Below are 25124 nucleotides of genomic sequence, written 5' to 3'. Positions count from 1 at the left end.
TTGCATCCTTCGCCCATCAAGGCTAGATCGCATGGGCAGAAACGACAATGGTGCAAGATGCGCAAAGCCCCCTCAGACTCGGCCTATCTCTCTGGGATCATTGGCGGATTGCCGTTCCTATTGGTGCTTCTGCCATTTGGTCTGTTATTTGGGGTTCTTGGCACAGAAGCGGGTCTACCCATGTCGCAAGTCATGGGATTTTCTTTCCTTGTCATTGCGGGCTCGGCCCAATTCACCGCGCTGCAGCTGATGACGGAAAATGCACCCGTCTTGGTGGTTTTGGCCTCTGCTTTGGCTGTTAATCTGCGCATGGCGATGTATTCAGCCTCGATCACCCCGCATTTAGGGGCCGCGCCTTTATGGCAGCGCGCGCTGTTATCCTACATGTTGGTCGACCAGACCTATGCAATGGCCATGCAAACCTATGAGGCACAGCCTGAACGCTCGGTCAGATGGAAAGTGGTCTATTTCTTTGGACTTGCGACCCCGATTTGCCCCCTGTGGTATGGCGCGACCTATGCAGGTGCAGTTTTAGGCGCAACCATACCACCTGAATTTGCACTCGATTTCGCAGTTCCGATTACCTTTCTTGCATTGGTGGCCCCCGCCTTGCGCACACTTGCGCATATCGCGGCGGCAATGACCTCGGTGGTTATGGCGGTCTTACTAAATTGGATGCCCTATAACCTTTGGTTGATGGTCGCAGGGATCACCGCCATGATCGTTGGCGCAGAGGTGGAACGGCGCATGAGCCTTGCAAAGGCGAAGCTGACATGAGCGCCTATTCCGAAACCACGGTCTGGCTGATCATCGCTGCGCTTGGCTGCGGCACCTATTTGGTGCGGCTGTCCTTTTTGGGAATTTTGGGTAACCGCGATCTACCAGAATGGGTCTTACGCCATTTGCGCTATACGCCAGTGGCGATCCTGCCCGCATTGATCACGCCCTTGGTGCTATGGCCGCAAGCAACAGGCGGCGCGCTAGATGCCCCCCGATTGAGTGCGGCAATCGTAGCCTTGAGCGTGGGGGTCTGGCGCAAAAATGCCATCGCAGCTGTCTTTGCAGGCATGGCCACGCTATACGGCGTGGGTTATTTCCTCGGCTAAATCGGCAAGGCAGTGGTTGAAAATACGTTTTTCAGAGCAAAGCTGGATTGCATCTTCGATACCCCTGGCAAACGGGCCAGATATTCGCGATGAACGCGGGCGAAATCTTCGCTGTCGCGTGCCACCACCTTTAGAAGATAATCCGCGCTGCCTGCCATAAGATAGCATTCCAACACATCTGGCACCCGCATCACGGCCTGCTCAAAGGCTTGCAAAACTTCGTCCGCCTGTCCTGACAGGCTAATTTCCACAAAGACGGTTGTCATCCGACCAATCGCACGGTGATCCACCAAGGCGACATAATCTCGGATGATCCCCTCCTGCTCCAAGCGCGTGATCCGCCGATGACAGGACGAGGCGGACAAATTCACCTGTTCGGATAGCTCCGCATTGGTGATGCGGCCGTTCTTTTGCAAAACTTCCAAGATTTTGCGATCTGTGATGTCCAACTCAAAACCCATATCATCTCTCGCTAAAACAGCTTGCGCCCCGCCATGGTGACGGGGACGCATGTTTTATTCGTGCTTACTTCTTGGCCAGAGCATCACGGATTTCAATCAGAATGTCCAATTCGCTTGGGCCTGCAGGGGCTGAAGCGGCTTCTTCCTTCTCTGCTTCTGTCATAGATTTGATGCGGTTGACCAAACGCACCAGCATGAAAACCACAAAAGCTACGATCAAGAAATTGATGACCGCCATCACAAATTTCCCAATCGCAAAAACAGGCGCACCTGCTTCAAGCGCCACGGCAAGCGAGGCATAGTCATTTCCGTCTAAGGCGTAGAACCAACCCGAGAAATCAATCCCGCCCGTAAAAATAGCGATCAATGGATTGATCAAGTCGCCCACGAGTGACGTTACAATCGCGGTAAAAGCTGCCCCGATGATAATCCCCACAGCCATATCCATAACATTGCCACGGGCAATGAAGCTTTTGAATTCTGCAAACATATCTTTCCCCTTCTTGGGCGCAGAGCACCCTCTCCGTTTTTGAACCCATCATGCCGCCGCATTAGCGTACGGCAGATAGGTTCAGATTAGAGACAGCGGCGCCGATGGAACAATGGGGTTTGTGCAAAGTTTCAAAGAATTCCAAAAGCTGCGCGATGCCCGCCACTGGCAATCGAATTGTCAGCCATAGATGGCCCAAATGCGCTTGCGCGCTGCGCAAAGATGCGGGACAAGCTGAGATATGAGCAGCAGGGATCACATACCAAAGGCGGCATTATATTTAGGCTTGGCGGGGGTTTTGCCCTTTGCCTACGCCGCGCTGTGCTTAGTGATCCCTTCCGCCGCTCCCCTTGGCGACTGGCTTCTGCCGAATTTCGCACCCGATATACTGCTGCGCAATTATGGGATCGTGATCCTGTGTTTTATGGCGGGGGTCATATGGGGCTTTGCTGTGCATGCGCCATCACCGCAGATGATGGGATATGGCCTTGCGGCATCCACGATCCCCGCATTGGTGGCGTTTTTCCTTGGATTTGGCCCAACCCATCAGGCTTTGCCCATTCTGATCATGGGCTTCTTGGCGCTTTTGCCCCTTGATGCATGGGCGATGCGTGCGGGCCTTGCACCGAACTGGTGGCTGCGATTGCGCGGGCTTTTGAGCAGCCTTGTCATTTTATGCCTAACACTGGGCGTGCTCTATGCCTGAGCTATTTGCCTATACGGATGGGGCCTGTTCAGGCAACCCTGGCCCTGGTGGATGGGGTGCGCTGCTGCAGGCCAAGGCTGGCGATGCCATTGTCAAGGAACGCGAGCTCAAAGGCGGTGAAGCAGACACCACCAATAATCGAATGGAGCTTTTAGCCGCGATTAACGCACTTGAGGCGCTGGAGCATCCAAGCACGATCACCGTGGTAACAGACAGCGCCTATGTCAAAGGCGGCATCACCGAATGGCTGCGCAGTTGGAAACGCAATAATTGGCGCACCGCCACAAAAAAGCCTGTCAAAAACGAAGACCTTTGGCGGCGTTTGGATGAGGCGGCAGCGCGCCATCAGGTAACGTGGACATGGGTCAAGGGCCATGCAGGCCATCCCGAGAACGAACGCGCGGATGCCTTGGCCCGTGCGGGCATGGCCCCCTTCAAATAATCACAAGCCCAAAATTGTCCCTGCAGGCAGATCTGTGCCATGCAAGAAATCGGCCGCGGCCATGCGCGGCTTGCCCTCGGGTTGCAGTTCGGTGATCTCAATCGCGCCCGTGCCGCACGCGATTGTCAGGCCATCAATGACCGACCCTGCCGCAGCCCCATCGGGCCGCGCCTGCGCCCTTCGGCAGGCAAGGAATTTCAACCGCCGCCCCGAATGCGTTGTCCATGCACCAGGAAAGGGTGAAAGGCCGCGAATTTGGCGGTCAATCTCTGCGGCATCATTCGACCAGTCTATGGCAGCCTCGGCCTTGTCGATCTTTTCGGCATAGGTCACGCCCTCTTGCGGCTGCGGAACAGGGGTGAGACTGTCAAAATCGGCAAGCGCGGCAACAATCGCCTCAGCGCCAAGCTGCGAAAGACGATCATGCAGCGCGGCGGTGGTATCCTCCGCGCCGATTGGCAGGGTGCGGGTCAATAAAACTGGCCCCGTATCAAGCCCCGCCTCCATTTGCATAATGGAAATGCCTGTCTCATCATCCCCCGCCATAATCGCACGATGAATAGGGGCCGCGCCACGCCAACGCGGCAAAAGCGAAGCATGGATATTCACACAACCCAAGCGCGGCGCATCAAGCACCGCCTGAGGCAAGATCAAACCATAAGCCACAACCACGGCAATATCGGCAGCCCATGCCGTGAATTCGGCCTGTGCCTCGGCATTGCGCAAGGTTTTGGGATGGCGCACCGGCACGTGAAGATCTTCGGCCAAGGCCTGAACAGGCGTCGCGCGGGGTTTCTTGCCGCGCCCTGCGGGACGGGGGGGCTGACAATAGACCGCAGCAATCTCATGCCCCGCAGCAATCAAGGCGCGCAAAGGCGCACGAGAAAATTCGGGCGAGCCCATGAAAACAATGCGCAAAGCTACACCTTATCGCGCGCGATGTCGCGCTTGAGCTTTTGCATCTTTCGGGTGATCAATTGCCGCTTCAAGGGCTTGAGATAATCGATAAAGAGAACCCCATCGAGATGGTCAATCTCATGCTGCACGCAAGTGGCCCATAGCCCCGTAAATGTCTCGCGCTGCAAAACGCCATCGCGATCCAACCATTCCACGGTCACATCGCGCGGACGCTCGACATCAGCATAAACATCTGGGATCGACAAACAGCCTTCCTCGTGGATGTTTTTTTCATCCGAGGATTCCACGATCTTGGGGTTGAACATCGCAGTCGGGCGGGGTGTTGCCCCTTCCTCTTTGACGCAATCCATCACGATCACGCGCTGATCAATCCCAATCTGTGGCGCAGCCAGACCAATACCGGGCGCGTGATACATCGTCTTGAGCATATCATCTGCAAGAGCGCGCAACTCATCCGAGAGGTCGGGCACATCTCGTGCGACCTTTTTCAGACGAGGATCAGGATGGATTAATATTGGGTAAATCATGGCCTGTGCCATAAGCGAATTCTGCGACCCGCGCAACCAGCGCGACTGGGATTTGCGCAGGACAGGCGCGCCTGATAGGCTAATGTGAGAAATCCTATAAATGCAGAATGAATATTCTAATAATATGCTAAATATAAAGACGTTATTCTATTAAATTTTATTTATTTGGAACATATGCCCATTTATGTGATGTATCAAAGAACGCACCACACATGCCGCCAAAGAATGGATAGCACCGATGAACTTTGACGAAATCATCAATCGCCAAAACACCCATTCAATGAAATGGGATATGATGTCGTCAATTTATGGGATTGGCCCAGAAGATGGGTTGTCCATGTGGGTGGCAGATATGGATTTCCGCCCCCCTCAATCTGTGCAAACCGCGCTGCAAAACATGCTCGATCATGGCATCTACGGCTATTACGGTGATGAACGCGCCTATCGCGCCGCCATTGGATGGTGGATGGCAAACCGCCATGGCTGGGAGATTGAGCCCGACTGGATTTTCACCACTCATGGTCTGGTCAACGGAACGGCGCTTTGCGTGGATACCTATACGCAAAAGGGGGATGGCGTGGTTCTAATGACGCCCGTCTATCATGCCTTTGCCCGCGTGATCCGCGCCGCCAATCGTCAGGTGGTCGAATGCCCGCTTGCACTGATTGAAGGCAAATATCACCTCGACATCCCCGCATGGGATGCGGCGATGACAGGGCGCGAGAAAATGTTGATCCTCTGCTCCCCCCATAATCCAGGCGGCAGGGTCTGGACTGTTGAAGAATTGCAGGCAATTGCCGATTTCGCGCGGAGACATGATCTGATCTTAGTTTCAGATGAAATCCACCATGACCTGATCATGCCCGGCCATACCCATACCCCAATGGCGAAAATTGACGGGATCATGGATCGTTTGGTGATGATGACCGCGACCACCAAAACCTTTAACATTGCGGGTGGCCATTCGGGAAATGTGATCATCCCTGACGCGGAGCTGCGCAAACGCTTTGCCGCGCGCATGGGCGCTTTGGGGATTTCAGCCAATTCCTTTGGCCTCGCAATGGCCGAGGCGGCCTATAGCCCCGAAGGTGCAGAATGGGTCGATGCACTTTGCGCCTATCTCGCAAAAAACGCAGAAACATTTGATGCAGGCATCACCAAAATTCCAGGCCTAAAGCCCATGAAATTAGAGGCGACCTATTTGTCATGGGTCGACTTTTCGGGAACTGGCATGAGCCATGAAGAATCCATAGCCCGTGTGGAAGGGGACGCGCGGATCGCCACCAATTACGGGTCAAGCTTCGGCTTGGGTGGCGCGCCATTCCTGCGATTTAATCTCGGCATGCCCCATGCGCAGATTGAAGAGGCGGTTGCGCGGATGCAAAAGGCTTTTGCTGATTTGCAATAGTCACGCAGCGCGGGCTGCACGCCCCCGCGCAAAGCGCATATGCAGCAAATATGTTGCCAGTGAGGCTACCACAATCGCACCGCCCACCATCATCAAAGGGGTCGGCGCCTCGCCCACGCCAACCCAGACAAGGATAGGGCCAAGCACTGTTTCTAACAACATCAAAAGGCTGACATTGGCCGATGCCGTATATCTGTTTGCCAGCGTAAGTAGGAAAAAACTGGCAGGCAAAATCACCGCGCCTGTCACCAAAATCAAAAACACATCAAAGCTGCTTGCCCCGCTTGGCACGCCAAAAGCCCACCCCACCATGCCCGACACAAAAGCCCCAAGGCCCATACCGAGTAAAATCGGCAATTGATGGTGCTTGCGGATCAGAACAAAGGTCATGGCCAGAAACCCGCCCATAGACAGGCCCATCAAGCCGCCCCAAAGCGTGGCTAAATCAAAGGGCAGGCCCGCATCGGATTTGCCGAATATCGCCAGAGCAATCCCGAAAAGAACCGCCGCAATCGTCAACCATGTGGCGCGGGTCGTAGGCTCGCCCAACATCAAATGAGACAACACCGCCGAGAAAATCGGGACGGTCGCAACGCCCATCAACACCACAGTGACGGGGGCCACCGCGATGGCCACGCTGAAAAGCGCCCCATTCAGCGCCTGACACAAAACCAACAAAGCGCCTGCACCCGTGGCAAGGGCTGACACTTCAACAAGATGCCGCCCACGCGCGGCTATCAGCCAAGCCGCAATCAGCACCAAACCCATCGCCGTGCCGCGCCAGCCCAACATCTCGAACCCGCCCATACCAGACAAGCGCATCAGCAACGTATCAGGCGCGATGATCAACGCGCCCGTCAGTGCAAGCAATAAGCCATACGCAGGATGCTGTTTCATAGGTGGCTCCGCAAAATCTTTACTTCGCCGCTATAGGCCTGATCGGGATCAGCGGCAACGGCACAGGGGTAAACGGGGTCTAATTTACAGAAATTTCTATTTTGCCGCAGTGCAGCACTTGCGAAGCTCCGCGTAATATCATACCCAAAGATCAACAAAAAACGAAACTTCCTTGCGCGACCCTAGCGCATCATCCGCCGAAGGAACATCTGATGAGCTTCCGCCTCCAGCCCCAACCTGTGGCCCGCCCAAACCGTTGTCAGCTTTTCGGGCCTGGCTCGAATGTGAAACTTTTTGAGAAAATGGCGGCCTCGGCAGCGGATGTCATCAACTTAGATCTCGAAGATTCCGTTGCCCCCAGTGACAAAGAAGCGGCCCGTGCGAATGTGATCGAGGCCATCAGTGCAGTTGATTGGGGCAAAAAGACCCTCAGCGTGCGGATCAACGGGCTTGATACGCCCTATTGGTATCGGGATGTGGTTGATCTGCTGGAAAACGCGTCTGACCGTCTGGATCAGATCATGATCCCAAAGGTGGGAAATGCCGCTGATATTTACACGGTCGATGCGCTTGTTTCAGCGATTGAAGCCGCCAAAGGCCGCCAAAAGCGGATCAATTTCGAGGTCATTATTGAATCTGCGGCAGGCATTGCCCATGTCGAAGAAATCGCCGCGGCATCGCCCCGCCTTGTCGCCATGAGCCTAGGGGCTGCGGATTTCGCGGCCTCAATGGGCATGCAGACCACGGGCATCGGCGGCACGCAGGAAAATTACTATATGCTGCACGATGGGGCGCGGCATTATTCTGATCCATGGCATTGGGCACAGACCGCGATTGTCGCCGCCTGCCGCACTCATGGCGTCTTGCCCGTAGATGGGCCATTTGGCGATTTCTCGGATGATGAGGGCTATCGCGCGCAGGCCCGCCGCTCGGCCACTTTGGGTATGGTTGGAAAATGGGCCATCCATCCCAAGCAAATCGCACTCGCCAATGAGGTGTTCACCCCGTCAGAGGCAGCGGTGGCCGAAGCGCAGGAAATTCTGGCCGCTATGGAAGACGCTAAGCGCAGCGGCGCAGGGGCGACTGTCTATAAGGGCCGCTTGGTCGATATCGCCTCGATCAAACAGGCTGAGGTGATTGTCAAACAAGCACAGATGATTGCGCAAGGCTAATCAAGCGCGCTTGTTCGTTGCATCTTTGGTCAGGCTTAGCCATATAGGCATAAGCCAGTAACGACCCATGCCGCATACGCGGCCATGCCCTGCGGAGGTGTGATGAACTATCTCGATTTCGAAAAACCCTTGGCCGAGATTGAAGGCAAGGCAGAAGAGTTGCGCGCAATGGCGCGTGGCAATTCTGAAATGGATGTCGAGGCAGAGGCAAAAGCGCTGGATAAAAAGGCGCAAGATATCCTGAAGGATCTCTATAAAAACCTCACCCCTTGGCGCAAATGCCAAGTTGCGCGTCACCCCGACAGGCCACATTGCCGCGATTACATCAACGCGCTGTTCACCGAATATACCCCGCTTGCTGGGGATCGGAACTTTGCCGATGACCACGCCGTGATGGGGGGGATTGCACGATTCAATGATCGCCCCGTTGTGGTGATTGGTCACGAAAAGGGCAATGACACCAAATCACGCATTGAACATAACTTTGGCATGGCGCGGCCCGAAGGCTATCGCAAAGCCGTGCGTTTGATGGATATGGCTGATCGATTTGGCCTGCCTGTTGTCACTTTGGTCGACACCCCTGGCGCCTATCCTGGAAAAGGGGCTGAGGAACGCGGCCAATCTGAGGCCATTGCGCGGTCAACGCAGAAATGCCTCGAAATTGGTGTGCCTTTGATCAGCGTGATTATTGGCGAAGGCGGATCAGGCGGCGCCGTGGCCTTTGCCACCGCAGATCACCTCGCCATGTTGGAACATTCGATTTACTCGGTCATCAGCCCCGAAGGCTGCGCCTCAATCCTCTGGAAAGACGCCGAACGGATGCGCGAAGCCGCAGAGGCCTTGCGCCTAACTGCAAAGGATTTGCAAAAATTGGGCGTCTGCGACCGCATCATCCCCGAACCAATGGGCGGCGCGCAGCGCGACAAAGCGGCAACCATCGCGGCAGTTGGTCAGGCCATCGAGGCGATGCTTGCCGCAACAAAGGGCATGGATCGCAAAAAGCTGATTTCTGCACGGCGCAAGAAATATCTTGATTTGGGCTCGAAGGGCTTGGCGGCTTAAAGCCCCGTTTCGTCCATCAGTGCATCTGAGGCGGCCTCGATCTCGCGTTCGAGATGCGCCATCACCTGCTGCACATCCTGCCCTGCGGGGATCGGTGGCAAAAACTCAACCACCGCGAGACCAGATTTGCGCGCAATGCCGATGCGGGGCCAGAACAGGCCGACATTGGTCGCCGCGGGCACACATGGCATTTTTGTGCGTTCGACCAATACGCCCACCCCAACCTTATAGGGCTTACTGACACGCGGGGCCACACGGGTGCCTTGCGGGAATATGATCAACTGCCCCTCATCGCCCATGCCCGCCAGCACGCCATCGACCATAGCTTGAATGGCCTGCCCCCGCTTGCCGCGGTCAACCGCAACACAGCCAAGCCGCGCTGCATACCAGCCCAAAAAAGGCGCGTTTTTGAGGGATTTCTTCATAATGAATCGCGGGCGCGGAAGCACCGAGGTCAGGATGATAATATCAAAAAAACTTTGATGCTTTGACGCCACAATCACCTCACCCTGAGGCACATCCCCCCGCACCTCTGAGCGCAGACCAACCAACAGCGCCGCCGTCCACCGCACATAACGCGCATAAAACCGCACGCCTGCCACAGCGCCTTGGCGCGAGACAATCGCCCATGGGGCGAAGGCCAGCGCGACAAACGGGATCATCAGATACATCTGACCAACAAAGATCAGGGATCTTACCCATTGGATCATGGCATGCCTCGCAAAGTTTGGAAGGCCGCAGCCTTGGTCGCTTGGAAAGACACAAAAGCGATCATCACGGGAATAATCAAGGGCAAGAACCACTCAAGACCCGAAAAGCTGAGACCCACCATAAAGCTTTGCGCGCTTGCTTGATTTGGAAAAACCAACAGCGCGCCTATCCCAAGCACAGCCAGCACCTTCCTTTGATGCCCGATGCTGTGTTCTGTTGCAATCGCACTGCAACAAATACTTGCGCATAACGGCCTTGGATTGCCCATGCAGCATTGATAAATTGGGAAGAATACCGCCATATAGAGGCGTTACGCGGCCCCCGTGCAAAGATTGAACTCAAAGGGATTATACCACCCATATGCGCCTGACTTGTCCAAATTGCGGCGCGCGTTACGAGATTGATGACGCGCTAATCCCTGCTGAAGGGCGGGATGTGCAATGTTCCAATTGTTCGACCAATTGGTTCCAGTCTGGTGCGGTTGCGGTTGACCCGTTGAGCGCAGCACCTGCAAGCCCTGAACCTGCAAGCCCCGCGCCAGAGGCCCCACGCCGTGAGCTTGACCCAAGCTTGCGGGCACTCCTGCGCGAAGAGGCGGAGCGCGAAGAGCGCCTGCGCCGCGAAGAAGCCGAAGGTTTGGAGCGGCAGGATGAAATGGCGCTGCATGACCCTGCGCCGACCAATACCGCCGCGCCAGAGCCGCGAACTCCAGAACCGCAAACCAAAGATCGCGCAACGCTGTTGCCAGATATTGAGGAAATCAACGCCTCGCTTCAGCCGCAAAAGGCTGCGCCACGCCCCGCGCCGAAACAGCAAAGCGCAAGCCAAGCAACGGCACCTGACGCAGCACGCCGCAAGGGTCGCAATGCAGGTCTATTGCTGAGCTTGGGATTGGGCATGATTGCAATAGGGGTTTACAGCAATGCCGCCCAGTTGGGCGAAGCTGTGCCCACCGCCGCGCCTTATCTAATCCAATATGCCAACGGTGTAGATGCACTGCGTGACCAAATCCTAGACTGGCTGCGCGAAACTTTGCCTGCGCTTCAGGCGCAGATTACAGCCTTGATCGCCTCTTTCACTCAGTAAGGCTCAATCAAACGTCTGAGATAATCACGCTCTTGATCTGGGCGCGTGGTTTCGCCCGAGCGGCGGCGCAGTTCCTCAAGCAATTCCTCTGCACGCCGCGCGGCCTCTTGGCGGGACAATGGCCCGCCTGCCACACCTGCCCCTTCGCCCCCCGTGGCGCGCCCAAGCGGGTCGGTCAATGGGCGCGCAGACCCTTGCTGCTGCCCACCTTGCTGCGCCTCACCCATCTGCGGCGCATCATCCTCGCGTGGGGTGCCGCCCTCATCGGCAAAAGCGCGCCCCAACTGATCCATACCCTCGCGCAATGCATCCATAGCGTCCGCCTGACGATCTAAAGCACCCGCCATATCGCCCTCTTCCAAAGCGCGCGCCGCATCACGCATCGCGCGTTCCGCCTCGTCTAAGCGATCCCGCGCCGCTTGGCCTTCTTCACGCCCTTGGCCCGGCAAGTTTTCTGCCTGCTCACGCAAGCTGTCGCGCAAAGCCTCTTGGCGATCAGCAAGGGATTGTTGTCCATCTTGGTCAGAAGGCTCGCCCTGACCAAAACTATCTTGGAAAGACCGAAAACTATCATCCGCCAAACCCTGCTGTTCACGCAACGTGTCGCGCAGATCTTCCATCGCGCGTTCGCCCGCAGAACCCTGACCCTGCCCTTGGGTCACTTCCATATTTTCAAGCATTTGTGACAAGGCATCTAGCATCGCCTGCGCCTCGGCCATGCGCCCTTGCTCCATCAACTCCTGAATTTGATCCATCATCTGGGACAGATCATTCATCGACAACTCCATTCCCTCTTGCCCTTGATCGGGGCTGTCCGTGGGGGTGTCACTGGGTTCGGCAGATTGCGCCAATTCACGGATGTAATCATCCATGGCACGCTGTAAATCTTCCATCAGCTGAGCGATCTCTTCGTCACTGACCCCGCGCCGCATCGCCTCGGATAAGCGTTCTTGCGCTTGGCGAAGGGCCGCCAAAGCATCATCTAAATCAATCTCCTCGAGATCTACCGCCACCTGCCAGAGGATTTCCGCCAATTCATCACGGGTTTCACGAGCCAAGGGCGCAGGGGCCGCCTCTATGCGGCGAATGACACTGCGCAGGGGCAAATAGGTTGCCTCATCCTCTAAATAGGTCTGCGGTGCATAGGTGATGGCGCGCAAAACCTGCGCCACGCGCGGCGCATTTTCAACCGACCACAAAAGATCACGGCGCTGTTCAATGAGGCTCGCCGCGAGCGGGTCAAAAAACCTTCGGGATGGCAAACGTGCCACCTGCAAGGTCGCCCGACCCGTTTGGCCCAAATCATCTTCAACTGTGACAGTGAGGGTCACGGGTAAGTTCGCCAAAACGGATTTGGAGAGATCTTCGATCAAGGTTTCCGAAAAAGCCGCCCGATCCCCCGAAAACGGCATCGGCAAATCAAAAACCAAATCATCGCGGGGTTCAGGCGGAAAGCTCAACCCATAGCGCCGCGTCACAGCCTCTAGATCAAGCGATAGGGTGGCCGCCCCGCCTAAAATCGCAAAATCATCTTCCGCGCGATAGGCAATCGCCGTTTGATCAGGTGCCTCAAGCTGCGGCGCCCCTAATATCGTGACGCTTGGGGGCGCATCAGGGGTCACGATAAAACGCCATGCTGCGTCAGCAATCGCGAAATCCCCTGATTGCGAGATGATCAGATCATCGGCTAAAGCACCTGCCTGATCGCCAAAGCTATGGGTGACATCCATCGCATCTGCGCTGTCATATATGCGCAAAATCAGACGCGTGCCCGTGACAACTTCAATCGCGCTTGCATCCGCATGTGGCAAATCCTGCAGGTAAAGCGTGGGCAGCCCTGTGTAACGCGGCGGCTCAACCCATGCTTCCCAACCGGGGCCTACTGCAATCTCTGATCCTTGAGACGGTTGCACCTCACGCGCGGCGTTGCCAAAAATCAGCGCCATTGCCAAAGCGGTCAGCGCAATTAAGCGCAGCGCATAAGGATCACGGCGGGCCAAGCGTGGAGCGGGTTTAATCGCCTCAAGCCCCGCTAGATCACGCTGCATCCGCGCCAAATGCGCCTGCCACAGGGCCGCAGTGCGGATTTGACCACGGCCGACCGATATCTCATCCAAATATGCGCTGATCGGGCGATGAGGGTGGCTGTGGTCTAGCCGTGCAAGGGCTGAATCACGGCGGGGCCATTGAAATGCGGCAACCCCGCGCCACAGCGTTGTGACAAGTAAGCCCGCCAAAACAATCCAAATCGCAGGGTGCAAAAGAGCCGCCCCCGCGAAAACCCAAACCGCATAGCACAGCGCAACAAGGGACAAAAACGGCCAAAAGGCGCCCAAGCCGCGCTCCCAGATCATGGCGGCCCATGTCAGGCGCACAGGCCAGCGGATCTGCTGTATCACCTGTGCGGTTTTGTCGATCTCGTCCATCAGCCCCATCATCTGCGGCCTGATTCCAACCCAATCAGGCGGGTTCTGGCATTATAGCCATTCAGGAACGATATCGCGGTTGATGATTTCGTCAAACTCTGGACGTTTGCGGATGACGCTGAATTGATCGTCTTTCACCAAAACCTCTGGGATCAGAGGCCGCGTGTTATACTCGCTCGACATGACCGCGCCATAGGCCCCTGCCGACCGAAAGGCCACAAGATCCCCCGCGACAAGTTTCGGCAGATTGCGGGCTTTGGCAAATGTGTCGCCAGTCTCGCAGACAGGGCCAACCACGTCATAGGGGCGCTGCTCGGCGGCGGCTTCGGCCTCAATCACGGGGATGATGTCATGCCACGCGCCATACATCGCAGGGCGGATCAGATCGTTCATCGCCGCATCCAAGATCAAGAAATCGCGCCCCTCGCCCGATTTCACATAGATCACCTCGGACACCAAAATCCCTGCATTTCCTGAAATCAGGCGGCCAGGTTCGATTTCAACCTCAACACCCAAATCCCCAACACAGCGCTTGATCAAAGCCCCGTATTCAAGGGGCAAAGGCGGCGCAGAATTTGACCGCTCATAGGGGATACCCAAGCCACCCCCCAAATCTAGACGGCGAATATTATGCCCGTCCGCACGCAAAGCGCGCGTTAAATCGGCCACTTTGTTGTAAGCCAACTCGAACGGGGCAAGGTCGGTAAGCTGGCTGCCAATATGCACATCAACCCCGATCACATCTATCCCAGGCAGGCTTGCTGCATAGGCGTAGACCTCGCGGGCGCGGGCGATGGGGATACCAAATTTATTTTCAGATTTGCCTGTGGCGATCTTTTCGTGCGTTTTCGCGTCAACATCGGGGTTAACACGAATGGTAATCGGTGCCGTCACGCCAAGGCTTTGTGCGACCTCGGACAAAACCGCCAATTCAGGCTCCGATTCCACGTTGAATTGCCGAATGCCACCTTCGAGAACAGTGCGCATCTCTGCACGGGTCTTACCCACGCCAGAAAACACGATTTTCGATCCATCAACACCCGCAGCGCGTGCGCGGGCGTATTCGCCGCCAGACACAACATCCATACCCGCGCCCAAATTGCCCAAATGGCGTAATACCGCTTGGTTTGAGTTGGATTTCACGGCGAAACAAACAAGATTGTCCAAGCCCGCAAGCGCGTCTTTGAACAAACTGTAATGGCGGGTCAGCGTGGCTGTGGAATAGAGGTAAAACGGCGTGCCAACCTGAGCGGCGATTTCGCGCACGGCAACATCCTCGGCATAAAGCTCGCCGTTCTTATAAAGAAAATGATCCATTGCCCGACCTCCGCACGGCATCTTTTGGGTGCGCCTCGCGCTTATCACCCTTGCGCGCGGTTTCAAACCCTCTCTGGACAGGCAGGGGTCTGCGCCCTAGGTTCCGTGCAACGATATTTCTCCAAAGGGAAACGCATATGAGCGATCTGGCAAAAACCATCATCATCGAGGCACATGGTGGATCTGAGGTCTTGAAATTGGTTGAACGGCCCGTGGGTGACCCACAGGCGGGTGAGGTTAAAATCCGCCACAAAGCCGTTGGGCTGAATTTCATTGATATTTATCAACGCTCTGGCTTGTATCCAATGGCGCTGCCCCATGCTTTGGGTATGGAAGCCGCAGGGATTGTCGAAGCGGTTGGCGCAGGTGTAACCCATCTCAAAGAAGGCGACCGCGTAGCCTATGCGGCGCAACCGCCCGGGGCCTATACCGAGGCCCGCGTCATGCCAGCCGCGCAAGTCTGCCCTCTGCCAGATGCGATTTCCTTCGAGGAGGGCGCGGCAATGATGCTGAAAGGTCTGACCGCGCATTACCTGTTTCGCCGCACCACCGAGATCAAGCGCGGGGATCGGGTGTTGTTCCACGCGGCGGCAGGCGGTGTTGGTTTGATTGCCTGCCAATGGGCACGTTCCGAAGGGATCGAATTGATCGGAACTGCAGGGTCTGACGCAAAGTGCGCGCTGGCGCTTGCACATGGCGCGACCCATTGCATCAACTATAGCACCGAAGACTTCACCGCGCGCACCCGCGAGATCACTGGCGGGACAGGCGTTGATGTTGTGATGGATTCCATAGGCGCCGCCACATTTGAAGGCTCGCTTGACTGCTTGCGCCCCTTGGGGATGATGATTTCCTTCGGCAATGCCTCAGGCCCTGTGCCGCCCGTATCCCTCGCGACATTGGCGGGCAAAGGATCGCTCAAGATCACACGCCCCACATTGTTCACCCATATCGCGGATCACGATACCTGCCAAACCATGGCGCGCGAGTTGTTCGACAAGGTCACGGCAGGGGACGTGACAATCCGCATTGATCAGCGATTTGCGCTTGAGGAGATTTCCAAAGCCCATGATGCGCTAGAAGCGCGGGCCACCACAGGATCAACCATCCTGACGTTGGACTAGGCCTCAGACTTCGTGGCGGGAGCGCAAGAACAAATAAAGCGGCAGGCCGCAGCTGACCCCGATCCCGTAAATCGCGGGGATTGCCAAAAGCGACACCCAATCGCGCCGCGCAATCCCCTCAACCAATATCCAAACGGTCAGGGTGACAGCGGCAATGGTCAAATCCCAGACCAGACCCGATGAAGCATCATTAGCGTGCCACGCATCCACCATCGCCATAATCGACCAGTCATTCGCGGCCAACCATGGCAAGAAATATTGCATTGGCAAAATCGTTCCCAAAATAGCCAAGCCTAGGTAGATCATTCGCAGTTTCGACATTCGGCTTCCCCTTTTGCCCATCTTCTGCGCAGCAGATAGCACGCGCGCAAGTTTTGCAAATTATTCAGTCGTAACGCGACAATATATTGTCGCGTATCAATTGACCCCCTGACCCAGATCGCGCTACCTGTTCCTGACAATTTACGCCCAGACCACCCGACTGTCGGAAGGAACGAGACCCATGGCGGATATAGAACGCGAATCCGTAGAATATGATGTCGTCATCGTTGGCGCAGGCCCATCAGGCCTATCTGCAGCGATCCGTCTCAAGCAACTTGACCCCGATCTCAGTGTGGTCGTTCTTGAAAAAGGGTCAGAGGTTGGGGCGCATATCCTGTCAGGTGCGGTGCTCGACCCCGCAGGGCTTGACGCGTTGATCCCTGATTGGAAGGCCAAAGGTGCGCCTGTCATTGTGCCTGTGCGCGAAGATAATTTCTACATGCTCGGCGAAGCGGGCGGCATTCGTTTGCCCAATATGCTGATGCCACCCTTGATGAACAATCACGGCAATTACATCGTTTCGATGGGCAATGTCTGCCGTTGGTTGGCCGAGCAGGCCGAAGGCTTGGGCGTTGAAATTTTCCCGGGCATGGCCTGTTCTGAATTGGTTTATGCGGATGACGGGTCTGTTAAAGGGGTCGTTGCGGGCGTGTTTGGTCTGAATGCGGATGGCACCCCTTCAGACGGCTTTGAACCGGGTATGGAACTGCACGGCAAATATGTCTTCTTGGGCGAAGGCGTGCGCGGCTCACTGACCAAAGAGGTCATTTCAAAATTCGGCCTTTCCGAGGGCAAAGAACCGCAGAAATTCGGCCTTGGGATGAAAGAGATTTGGGAAATTGACCCCGCTAAGCACCGCGAGGGGACTGTGGCCCATACGATGGGTTGGCCGCTTGGGAATAATGCAGGCGGCGGCAGCTTTGTATATCATCTTGATAACAATCAAGTTTATGTGGGTTTCGTGGTGCATTTGAACTATGAGAACCCGCATCTCTACCCCTACATGGAATTCCAACGCTTCAAGCATCATCCGATGATTGCTGAGTTGTTGAAGGGTGGAAAACGTGTTGCCTATGGCGCGCGCGCGATTTCCGAAGGCGGCTATCAATCTATGCCAAACCCTGTCGCGCCAGGTGTTGCGATTTTGGGCTGTGGCGTGGGCCTTGTGAACGTGCCGCGTATCAAGGGCAACCATAACGCGATGCTCTCGGGTATTGCGGCCGCCGAAGCGGCGCATAGCGCGATCAAGGCGGGCCGCTCAAGTGACAGGCTGGAGGATTACGCCACGGCACTCACCGATGGCCCGATTGGCAAAGACCTAAAGCGCGTGCGCAACGTCAAACCGCTCTGGTCAAAATTTGGCCTTCTGGGCGGCCTGAGCTTTGGTGGTTTGGACATGTGGGTTGCGAACCTGACGGGGTTCAATCTTTTTGGCACAATGCGTCACGGCAAAACCGATGCTGCCGCAACGGGCAAAGCCAAGGATTTCGCGCCAATCGATTATCCAAAACCAGATGGGGTTTTGTCCTTTGACCGCCTGACCAATGTCAGTTTCTCAATGACCAATCACGAAGAAAGCCAACCCGCGCATCTGCGTCTTGCGGATGCCTCGGTGCCGATTTCAATTAATCTGCCCGAATATGCCGAACCTGCACAACGCTACTGCCCCGCAGGGGTTTACGAAGTTGTGGAGGAAGCGGGTAAAGACGCGCGCTTTGTGATCAATTTCCAAAACTGCGTGCATTGCAAAACATGCGACATCAAAGACCCCTCGCAAAATATCACTTGGGTCACACCGCAAGGTGGGGATGGGCCAAATTACCCGAATATGTGATTGAAAATCGGATTAATTCAGCAGGGCGCGGCATCTTTATCGGGTGTCGCGCCATTGTTTTCATCCGATCAAGCCCCTAATCTCAGTCACATATAAACGGGAGCCACCCTATGCGTCACCTGACAGCCTCAGCCTTGATCCTTGCCCTGTCTTTCGGCGGGCAAATACACAAGGCCGAGGCGCAGATTGTGAACCGTGACACAAGCGCGGGGGCCTATCTCGCTGCGCGCCATGCGCTGAACGAAAGCAACTATCGGGTTGCAGCGAATTATCTGGATCAATTACTAGCCTTAGATCGCACGAATGGGGATTTGGCCATCAATGCGATCCTTTCCCATGCGGCCCTGGGGGATTGGTCACGAGCCGCCGAGATTTCAACCACCATCAAGGACGACAATCCAAGCCGTGAATTGGCAGATTTGGCGATCTTGGTCGACCTTTTGCAGAGCGGCGATGTTGAGGCCGCATTCACCCGCATCCGTGCTGAGCGGGGCGCGGGTCTATTGGTGGACGATCTGATTGCGGGCTGGCTTTACCTTGCACAGGGCCAAATGGATCTCGCAAGCGACAGTTTTAATGGGCTTGCGGGGGATCAGGGACTTGCCGATCTCGCCTATTACCACTTGGCCCTCGCCCGTGGTGCGGTCGGCGATTTTGAGGGTGCCGCACAGATTTATGAGGGCGTGGAATTCAATCTGGGCGCAGCAGGATCACGCATCCTGCGGGCCTATGCGCAAACCTTGGTGCAACTTGACCGCGCGGATGACGCTGTGGCGATGTTGGACGGCATCTTGTCCCAAAATCGTGATCTCAGCCTTGCGGCCCTGCGGGATGACATCGCGACCAATCCAACCCGCAGCTATGATTTTGTCGTCACCCCGCAGCAAGGTTTGGCGGAGGTTTTCTTCACATTGGCCGAGGCCTTGGGGCGCGAGAGCGGGCCGACCCTGCCGCTGATTTACGCACGAGCGGCCTATCACATTGACCCCAATCATCTGGAGGCCGCGCTTTTAAGCGGTGATCTATTGGTGGAAACGGGCCAGTTCGAGCTGGCGGTTGAGATCTATGGTGCCGTGCCTGCAGATCACCCCTTAGCCCTTGAGGCAACGATTGGCCGTTCTGATGCCTTTGCACGCACAGGCCGCAGTGATGAAGCGATCACAACCCTGCAAGACGTGATTGCCGCAGAGCCACAGCCCTTTGCCGTTCATGCACAGCTTGGCGATTTGCTGCGCCGTGACGAGCGGTTCACCGAGGCCGCAGCGGCCTATAGCCAAGCGGTAGAGCTGATTGATCAAGAAGATCCAAGGTTCTGGTTCCTGTTTTATGCGCGCGGGATTTGCTATGAACAAACCGATGATTGGGGTGCAGCCGAAGCAGATTTCCGTAAGGCGCTGCGCCTAAGCCCTGACCAAGCGTCCGTGTTGAATTACTTAGGCTATTCTTTGGTAGAACAACGCCGCAATCTAGACGAGGCGTTGACGATGATCGAACGTGCGGTCGCGCTAGAACCCGAGTCTGGTTATATCGTAGACAGCCTTGCTTGGGTCTATTTCCGCCTTGGTCGCTATCAGGAGGCAGTCGCGCCAATGGAACGCGGGGTAGAATTGCTGCCCACTGACCCGATCGTCAATGATCATCTGGGCGATGTGTATTGGAAGGTTGGCCGTCAACGCGAGGCGCGGTTCCAATGGGAACGCGCGCTGTCCTTTGAACCGACCGAAGAAGATGCTGAGCGGATCAGACTGAAACTTGAGCTCGGTCTGGATGCGGTTCAGCAACGCGAGGTCGAAGGGAAATGACCCTGCGCCCCGCACGCTCCAAGCTCAATCTGGCTTTGCATGTAGTGGGCCAAAGGGCGGATGGGTATCACTTACTCGACTCGCTTGTGTGCTTTGTTGAGGTGGCAGATTACCTTGAAATCAGCCCAGCAGAGGAAGTTACCCTCACAGTTTCAGGCCCTTTTGCCGAGGGTGTGCCCACCGATCAGCGTAATTTGGTGCTGAAAGCGGCGGGTCTTTTCCCGCGCTTAAAGGGCCAAGGTGCTGCAATCCATCTGGTCAAAAACCTGCCCCATGGCGCAGGTATTGGCGGTGGGTCTGCCGATGCGGCAGCCACTTTGCAGGGGCTTGCAGACCTATGGGGATGCGATCTGCCCCCGCGCGATGGGATTCTATCTTTGGGCGCAGATGTGCCAGTGTGCCTTGAAACTGCGCCCGTTTATATGCGCGGCATTGGCGATGAAATCACCGCCGCGCCCACGCTGCCGCCACTTTGGGCGGTTTTGGTCAATCCCAATCTGCCACTGGCCACACCATCTGTATTTGCCGCGCTGACCACCAAGACCAATCCCGCACTTTCGGCATGGCATGATGATTTTTGGACTTGGATCGCCGCGCAACGCAATGATCTACAAGACCCCGCCATCGCCCTTTGCCCAGAGATTGGCACTGTTTTGGCAGAACTGCGCCGCACCAAAGACATGCGTATGGCCCGTATGAGCGGATCAGGCAGCACCTGCTTTGCCCTTTATGACAGCGCGGTTGCCGCTGAAAAGGCCGCCGCAGACCTCGCGGCCAACAAGCCGCACTGGTGGGTCAAAACGGGTGCAGTTCTCCGTTAAGGATTACGCGATCCGCGCAACCACATAATCCGCTAAGTCGCGCATCATATCGCGCAAGGGATGATCAGGAAGGCCGGCCAAAGATGTCTTTGCGTGATCCGCAAACCGCAAGGCCTCAACGCGGGTTTCTTCAAGCGCACCATGGCGGGTCAAAATGGCAAAGGCCTGTTCCAAATCCCCTTCGCCCTGATCCCCGCGTCCAATCGTGCGCGCCCAGAATTCACGCTCGGTTGCATCGGCCTTAGCAATCGCACGAATGACGGGCAGGGTCATTTTCCGCTCACGGAAATCATCGCCCGTATTCTTGCCCATGGCCCCCGAAGCACCGCCCCAATCCAAAAGATCATCAACGATCTGGAAGGAAACGCCCAACGCATCGCCATATTGGGCAAGGGCCTCACGATCTGCATCACCGCGCCCCGCCAGAACGGCGCCCGACTCGGTGGCCGCCTGAAACAGGGCGGCAGTCTTGCCGCGGATCACCTGCATATAGGTGTCCTCGCTGGTGGTGATATCCATCGCGGCGGTCATCTGCAGAACCTCGCCCTCCGCAATCGTTGCCGCAGCATTGGAGAGAATTTCCAAAACATCCAAATTTTGTGGCTCAACCATCAACTGAAACGCGCGCGCAAATAGATAATCGCCGACCAAGACCGAAGATTTATTGTCCCAAAGCAAATTCGCAGTCGGACGACCACGGCGCTGGTTGCTTTCATCGACCACATCATCATGCAACAGCGTAGCCGTGTGGATAAACTCTACGGTCGCGGCCAATTTAATATGGCCCTCGCCTTCGTATCCGCACAGATTGGCCGCCGCCAAAGTCAGCATCGGGCGGATACGCTTTCCGCCTGCATCAATCAAATGTGCCGTCACCTCGGGAATGCGTGGCGCGTGCCGCGAAGCCATGCGTTCACGGATCAACTGATCCACAGCGCCCATTTCCGCCTCAAGATGGGCGGCCAAACGCTCATGCGGTTTTGCACTGGCATTGTCTAGCGACATGAATTCTCTTTCTCCCGTGACCCGCAGCCTCTCTCGACAGACGCGATCGGGGGGCCTAAATCAACCTGATGCATGAAGTTCTGCGCAGCAACGATCCAACGGTCATCGCCTTTGCCTCCGTCATCTTATCTGGCGAGGGTATAGAGGGGTTCGAGTTTGACGTAAATATGAGCCTGCTTGAAGGCTCCATTGGCATATTGCCGCGCCGATTGATGGTGCGGCGGCAGGATTTGCACAGAGCGCGCATCGCATTGCGCGATAATGGTTTAGAGGTCAGCCCATGAGCGTGCCTTTCTCGGACGATGATCTGACCTGCGATGGTTTTTTGGATGGCGCGCTTCGGATCTACCAGCCAAGCACAGGCTATCGCGCCGCCACAGACCCGATCTTTTTGGCGGCAGCCTGTCCGGCGCAAGCGAGTCAATCCGTGTTGGAATTGGGCTGCGGGGTTGGCACAGCCAGCCTAGCTTTGGGAAAGCGTGTTGCTGACTTACGCATGATCGGGGTTGAGCGGCAGGAAAACTATGCGCAGCTTGCACGGCGCAATGCCGACAATGCCGCCCTTCCCTTAGAGGTCGTGGTTGCAGACCTAACCACCCTGTCACGGCATCTGACCGAAACTTTCGATCATGTCATGGCCAACCCGCCTTTTTTCGCGACAGGGGATGGAACAGGGGCCAAGAATGCAGGACGTGAAGCAGCACGGCGAGAGGAAACAGGGTTAAGCGACTGGATCAGCTGCGCAAAAAAACGCCTAAAGCCACAAGGATGGCTGACCCTTATCCACATCGCTGAACGTCTGCCAGAAATATTGGCGGCCCTTCAGGCCGAGAAATTTGGCGCGATTTCCATTTTGCCCCTGCAATCCCGCGCAGGGCAAACCGCAAAGCGCGTGGTGATCCGCGCGCGAAAATTGGCGAAAACACCTGCCACCCTCTGCCCGCCCTTCGTCATTCATGCGGGCGCGGCCCATGAAAAGGATGGCGATGACTATTCGGATGCCGCCCGCGCCGTTCTGCGCCAAGGTGCGGCGATCAACTGGCCATAAGACCAGCATCGGCAAACTGCCGCGCATCATGACAGTTTTATGAAGGGAATGCGTGACACGACTCAAAATCCGTGGTGCACTGATTCTGTCGAACATCAACGAGAGGAGATTTGACCATGTCACTGAACGGACATTTGCAGCAACTCAAGAAGAAGCACGAAACCCTCTCCAAACGCGTGGAAGAAGCGCAACGAAGTCCAAGCATGGATGGATCAGAAATCCGCGAGCTGAAAAAGCAAAAGCTCAAAATCAAAGAAGAAATTGCCCGCTTAGACGGCTGAACCAAAAGTAAACCGCCCCCCACCACAGTGAGGGGCGGTTTTTTCATCAGCCTCGTGATTACACGAAGAACTGCGCCCCGTTGGCGGAGATGGTCGATCCGTTGATGAACCCTGCGTCATCAGATGCAAGGAAGGCCACGCAGCGGGCGATTTCGTCAGGTTCACCCAAGCGACCCGCTGGGATGCCTGCAACGATTTTCGCGCGCACCTCTTCAGGGATCGCCATTACCATTTCGGTTGCAATATAGCCGGGGCAAATCGCGTTGGCCGTAATGCCTGCGCGCGCACCTTCTTGGGCCAGAGATTTCACAATCCCCAAATCGCCTGCCTTGGTCGCGGCATAATTCACTTGGCCAAACTGGCCCTTTTGGCCATTGATCGAAGAAATCACAATGACACGGCCAAATTTGCGTTCGCGCATTCCAGGCCAAATCGGATGAACCGTGTTGAACACACCCGTCAGGTTGGTGTCGATCACCTCATGCCATTGTTCGGGCGTCATTTTGTGGAAAGGCGCATCGCGGGTGATACCCGCATTGGCGACAACAACATCAATTGGGCCCAGATCAGCCTCAACCTTGGCGATACCCGCAGCGGAATCTTCGTAAGAGCCAACATTCCATTTATAGGTTTTGATGCCTGTGGCTTTGGTGAATTCCGTAGCTTTCTCATCATTGCCCGCATAGGTTGCAGCAACCTCATAGCCTTCGGCCTTTAAACGCTTGGATATTGCCTCCCCAATGCCGCGGCTGCCACCTGTTACTAATGCTACTCTTGCCATATCTTCCTCCGATCAGGCCTAGATCTGTGCAGCGTTGCTACGATAGATGTGCTGCGTGCGCAACATTGTTTCGCATATGATTTTGCGGGTGCAAAAAGGGGCGCCCGAAAGCGCCCCTTGCGAAATACCCCAATAAGTTGCCTCAGGGGCGTTCAAGGCACATGGCCACGCCCATGCCGCCGCCGATGCACAAGGTCGCCAGACCTTTTTTCGCATCACGGCGCTGCATTTCGAACAAGAGCGTGTTCAGGATACGACAGCCAGATGCACCAATCGGGTGGCCAATGGCAATCGCGCCGCCATTCACGTTCACAATATCAGGGTTCCACCCCATATCCTTGTTCACAGCGCAGGCCTGCGCAGCAAAGGCTTCGTTGGCTTCAACCAAATCAAGATCAGCAGCAGCCCACCCCGCTTTGTCCAATGCCTTGCGTGACGCATAGATCGGGCCAACACCCATGATCGAAGGGTCAAGACCTGCAGTGGCATAAGAAGCAATGCGCGCCAACGGGGTGAGACCGCGCTTCTGCGCGTCTTCTTCCGACATCAACAACACCGCGGCAGCGCCATCATTGAGGCCCGAGGCATTGCCCGCTGTCACAGAGCCATCCTTTGCAAAGGCAGGACGCAAGCCTGCCATCGCTTCGACTGTTGCGCCATGGCGGATATATTCATCGCTATCGACAACGGTTTCGCCCTTACGGGTTTTCAGCGCAACAGGGGTGATTTCATCGACGAATTTACCCGCCTTTTGCGCCGCCTCGGCCTTGTTCTGGCTCGCAGCCGCAAATTCGTCCTGAGCCTCGCGGCTGATTTGCCATTGGTTGGCGACATTCTCAGCGGTCTGGCCCATGTGATAGCCGTTAAACGCGTCCCACAAACCATCACGAATCATTGTGTCGATATAGGCCAAATCACCCATTTTCTGGCCCTGACGCAGGCAGGCTGCATGGGGGCTCATCGACATATTTTCTTGACCACCAGCGGCAACGATTGCAGCGTCACCCAACATGATGTGCTGTGCCCCAATTGCGACTGAACGCAAACCTGAACCACAGACCTGATTGATGCTCCATGCGGCTGCTTCCTGTGGGAAACCTGCATTAATATGCGCCTGACGCGCGGGGTTCTGACCTTGTGCCGCTGTCAAAACTTGACCCAAAATTGTCTCGGACACTTCGGATTTATCAATCCCTGCGCGGGCCACAATGGCCTCAAGCACAACGCGCCCAAGTTCATGGGCAGGCGTATTTGCAAATGATCCCAGAAAACTACCTACCGCTGTGCGTGCAGCAGAAACAATCACCACGTTGGTCATTAGACGTCCTTTCCTGACCTATCCCTGCCGACCCCGTGGCGGAGAGGAGAGGGCCGCGGG

The 25124-nt window shown here is 56.1% G+C and carries 28 protein-coding genes; 15 read left to right on the top strand and 13 right to left on the bottom strand.

Annotated features, from left to right (window positions below):
* The first annotated feature begins 57 nt into the window (after window positions 1-57).
* Entirely contained in the window at window positions 58-777 is a 720-nt protein-coding gene (locus tag AAC632_RS04395; RefSeq protein ID WP_340297929.1) for an AzlC family ABC transporter permease, read from the top strand.
* Window positions 774-1106 (top strand): AzlD domain-containing protein, encoded by a 333-nt coding sequence (locus AAC632_RS04390; RefSeq protein WP_317656820.1) that lies wholly within the window; start codon window positions 774-776, stop codon window positions 1104-1106. The genes AAC632_RS04395 and AAC632_RS04390 overlap by 4 nt, the downstream gene beginning before the upstream one ends.
* Here AAC632_RS04390 and AAC632_RS04385 read toward each other — a convergent pair.
* The gene (locus tag AAC632_RS04385) at window positions 1103-1567 is read right to left on the bottom strand and encodes an Lrp/AsnC family transcriptional regulator (RefSeq protein WP_340297930.1); all 465 of its coding nucleotides are present in this window, start codon (window positions 1565-1567) and stop codon (window positions 1103-1105) included. The genes AAC632_RS04390 and AAC632_RS04385 overlap by 4 nt on opposite strands.
* Window positions 1568-1631: 64 nt before the next feature.
* Entirely contained in the window at window positions 1632-2057 is a 426-nt protein-coding gene (gene mscL, locus AAC632_RS04380; protein ID WP_317656822.1) for a large conductance mechanosensitive channel protein MscL, read from the bottom strand.
* Window positions 2058-2298: 241 nt separating this feature from the next.
* Between mscL and AAC632_RS04375 the strand changes: the two genes are divergently transcribed.
* A complete protein-coding gene (locus tag AAC632_RS04375) occupies window positions 2299-2763 on the top strand; it encodes a DUF3429 domain-containing protein (RefSeq protein ID WP_340297931.1) in 465 nt (154 codons plus the stop codon).
* On the top strand, window positions 2756-3205 hold the full coding sequence (gene rnhA, locus AAC632_RS04370) for a ribonuclease HI (RefSeq protein ID WP_340297932.1): 450 nt from the start codon (window positions 2756-2758) through the stop codon (window positions 3203-3205). The genes AAC632_RS04375 and rnhA overlap by 8 nt, the downstream gene beginning before the upstream one ends.
* Here rnhA and fmt read toward each other — a convergent pair whose 3' ends face one another.
* A complete protein-coding gene (fmt, locus tag AAC632_RS04365) occupies window positions 3206-4123 on the bottom strand; it encodes a methionyl-tRNA formyltransferase (RefSeq protein ID WP_340297933.1) in 918 nt (305 codons plus the stop codon).
* Between the two features lie 2 nt (window positions 4124-4125).
* Entirely contained in the window at window positions 4126-4650 is a 525-nt protein-coding gene (gene def / locus AAC632_RS04360; protein ID WP_340297934.1) for a peptide deformylase, read from the bottom strand.
* Window positions 4651-4888: 238 nt separating this feature from the next.
* Between def and AAC632_RS04355 the strand changes: the two genes are divergently transcribed.
* Window positions 4889-6058 carry a MalY/PatB family protein gene (locus AAC632_RS04355; RefSeq protein ID WP_340297935.1) on the top strand — a complete coding sequence of 390 codons (1170 nt, stop codon included), beginning with the start codon at window positions 4889-4891 and terminating at the stop codon, window positions 6056-6058.
* Here AAC632_RS04355 and AAC632_RS04350 read toward each other — a convergent pair whose 3' ends face one another.
* Window positions 6059-6955, bottom strand: a complete 897-nt coding sequence (locus AAC632_RS04350) for a DMT family transporter (RefSeq protein WP_340297936.1) — start codon at window positions 6953-6955, stop codon at window positions 6059-6061.
* 212 nt (window positions 6956-7167) lie between these two features.
* On the opposite strand from AAC632_RS04350, the gene AAC632_RS04345 reads away from it, so the two are divergent.
* Both AAC632_RS04345 and AAC632_RS04340 read left to right on the top strand, forming a co-directional pair.
* Entirely contained in the window at window positions 7168-8127 is a 960-nt protein-coding gene (locus AAC632_RS04345) for an L-malyl-CoA/beta-methylmalyl-CoA lyase (protein ID WP_340297937.1), read from the top strand.
* A gap of 102 nt (window positions 8128-8229) precedes the next feature.
* Window positions 8230-9189, top strand: a complete 960-nt coding sequence (locus AAC632_RS04340) for an acetyl-CoA carboxylase carboxyltransferase subunit alpha (RefSeq protein ID WP_340297938.1) — start codon at window positions 8230-8232, stop codon at window positions 9187-9189.
* Here AAC632_RS04340 and AAC632_RS04335 read toward each other — a convergent pair.
* Window positions 9186-9899 (bottom strand): lysophospholipid acyltransferase family protein, encoded by a 714-nt coding sequence (locus AAC632_RS04335; protein ID WP_340253034.1) that lies wholly within the window; start codon window positions 9897-9899, stop codon window positions 9186-9188. The two genes, AAC632_RS04340 and AAC632_RS04335, sit on opposite strands and share 4 nt — an antisense overlap.
* Window positions 9896-10078, bottom strand: a complete 183-nt coding sequence (locus AAC632_RS04330) for a hypothetical protein (protein ID WP_340297939.1) — start codon at window positions 10076-10078, stop codon at window positions 9896-9898. Before AAC632_RS04330 ends, AAC632_RS04335 begins: the two co-directional genes overlap by 4 nt.
* 182 nt (window positions 10079-10260) lie before the next feature.
* On the opposite strand from AAC632_RS04330, the gene AAC632_RS04325 reads away from it, so the two are divergent.
* Window positions 10261-10986, top strand: a complete 726-nt coding sequence (locus AAC632_RS04325; protein ID WP_340297940.1) for a zinc-ribbon domain-containing protein — start codon at window positions 10261-10263, stop codon at window positions 10984-10986.
* Here AAC632_RS04325 and AAC632_RS04320 read toward each other — a convergent pair.
* Both AAC632_RS04320 and lysA read right to left on the bottom strand, forming a co-directional pair.
* Window positions 10980-13424, bottom strand: coding sequence for a DUF4175 domain-containing protein (locus tag AAC632_RS04320; protein WP_340297941.1), 2445 nt, complete (start codon window positions 13422-13424; stop codon window positions 10980-10982). The genes AAC632_RS04325 and AAC632_RS04320 overlap by 7 nt on opposite strands.
* A gap of 39 nt (window positions 13425-13463) precedes the next feature.
* Complete coding sequence (lysA, locus tag AAC632_RS04315; protein ID WP_340297942.1) at window positions 13464-14729, bottom strand: diaminopimelate decarboxylase; 1266 nt, start codon at window positions 14727-14729, stop codon at window positions 13464-13466.
* Window positions 14730-14866: 137 nt separating this feature from the next.
* On the opposite strand from lysA, the gene AAC632_RS04310 reads away from it, so the two are divergent.
* Window positions 14867-15853 carry a quinone oxidoreductase family protein gene (locus AAC632_RS04310; RefSeq protein WP_340297943.1) on the top strand — a complete coding sequence of 329 codons (987 nt, stop codon included), beginning with the start codon at window positions 14867-14869 and terminating at the stop codon, window positions 15851-15853.
* Window positions 15854-15856: 3 nt separating this feature from the next.
* Here AAC632_RS04310 and AAC632_RS04305 read toward each other — a convergent pair whose 3' ends face one another.
* Window positions 15857-16174 carry a DUF2834 domain-containing protein gene (locus AAC632_RS04305; protein WP_317656838.1) on the bottom strand — a complete coding sequence of 106 codons (318 nt, stop codon included), beginning with the start codon at window positions 16172-16174 and terminating at the stop codon, window positions 15857-15859.
* Between the two features lie 181 nt (window positions 16175-16355).
* Here AAC632_RS04305 and AAC632_RS04300 point away from each other — a divergent pair, with 181 nt between their 5' ends.
* From AAC632_RS04300 to AAC632_RS04290, 3 genes are all read left to right on the top strand, one after another.
* Window positions 16356-18008, top strand: coding sequence for an electron transfer flavoprotein-ubiquinone oxidoreductase (locus AAC632_RS04300; RefSeq protein WP_340297944.1), 1653 nt, complete (start codon window positions 16356-16358; stop codon window positions 18006-18008).
* 110 nt (window positions 18009-18118) lie between these two features.
* Complete coding sequence (locus AAC632_RS04295; protein WP_340297945.1) at window positions 18119-19810, top strand: tetratricopeptide repeat protein; 1692 nt, start codon at window positions 18119-18121, stop codon at window positions 19808-19810.
* Complete coding sequence (locus AAC632_RS04290; protein ID WP_340297946.1) at window positions 19807-20631, top strand: 4-(cytidine 5'-diphospho)-2-C-methyl-D-erythritol kinase; 825 nt, start codon at window positions 19807-19809, stop codon at window positions 20629-20631. The genes AAC632_RS04295 and AAC632_RS04290 overlap by 4 nt, the downstream gene beginning before the upstream one ends.
* Window positions 20632-20634: 3 nt before the next feature.
* On the opposite strand, the gene AAC632_RS04285 is transcribed toward AAC632_RS04290, so the two are convergent.
* A complete protein-coding gene (locus tag AAC632_RS04285; protein ID WP_340297947.1) occupies window positions 20635-21636 on the bottom strand; it encodes a polyprenyl synthetase family protein in 1002 nt (333 codons plus the stop codon).
* Between the two features lie 68 nt (window positions 21637-21704).
* Between AAC632_RS04285 and AAC632_RS04280 the strand changes: the two genes are divergently transcribed.
* From AAC632_RS04280 to AAC632_RS04270, 3 genes are all read left to right on the top strand, one after another.
* Entirely contained in the window at window positions 21705-21920 is a 216-nt protein-coding gene (locus AAC632_RS04280) for a putative signal transducing protein (protein WP_340297948.1), read from the top strand.
* Window positions 21917-22684: a tRNA1(Val) (adenine(37)-N6)-methyltransferase gene (locus tag AAC632_RS04275; RefSeq protein ID WP_340297949.1), complete on the top strand. Its 768-nt coding sequence runs from the start codon at window positions 21917-21919 to the stop codon at window positions 22682-22684. The genes AAC632_RS04280 and AAC632_RS04275 overlap by 4 nt, the downstream gene beginning before the upstream one ends.
* Window positions 22685-22800: 116 nt before the next feature.
* Entirely contained in the window at window positions 22801-22965 is a 165-nt protein-coding gene (locus AAC632_RS04270) for a YdcH family protein (protein WP_340253059.1), read from the top strand.
* A gap of 58 nt (window positions 22966-23023) precedes the next feature.
* Here the strand turns inward: AAC632_RS04270 and phbB are convergent, their stop codons facing one another.
* Window positions 23024-23746 (bottom strand): acetoacetyl-CoA reductase, encoded by a 723-nt coding sequence (gene phbB, locus AAC632_RS04265; RefSeq protein WP_340297950.1) that lies wholly within the window; start codon window positions 23744-23746, stop codon window positions 23024-23026.
* A 142-nt stretch (window positions 23747-23888) separates the two neighbouring features.
* On the bottom strand, window positions 23889-25064 hold the full coding sequence (locus tag AAC632_RS04260) for an acetyl-CoA C-acetyltransferase (RefSeq protein WP_340297951.1): 1176 nt from the start codon (window positions 25062-25064) through the stop codon (window positions 23889-23891).
* Between the last annotated feature and the right edge of the window lie 60 nt (window positions 25065-25124).

The organism is Roseobacter sp. HKCC-CH-9351 (assembly GCF_037830295.1).
Classification (GTDB): Bacteria; Pseudomonadota; Alphaproteobacteria; order Rhodobacterales; family Rhodobacteraceae; genus M30B80.
The sequence above is the reverse complement of the archived record's forward strand: the minus strand, read 5'-3'. Positions and strand labels throughout refer to the sequence as shown.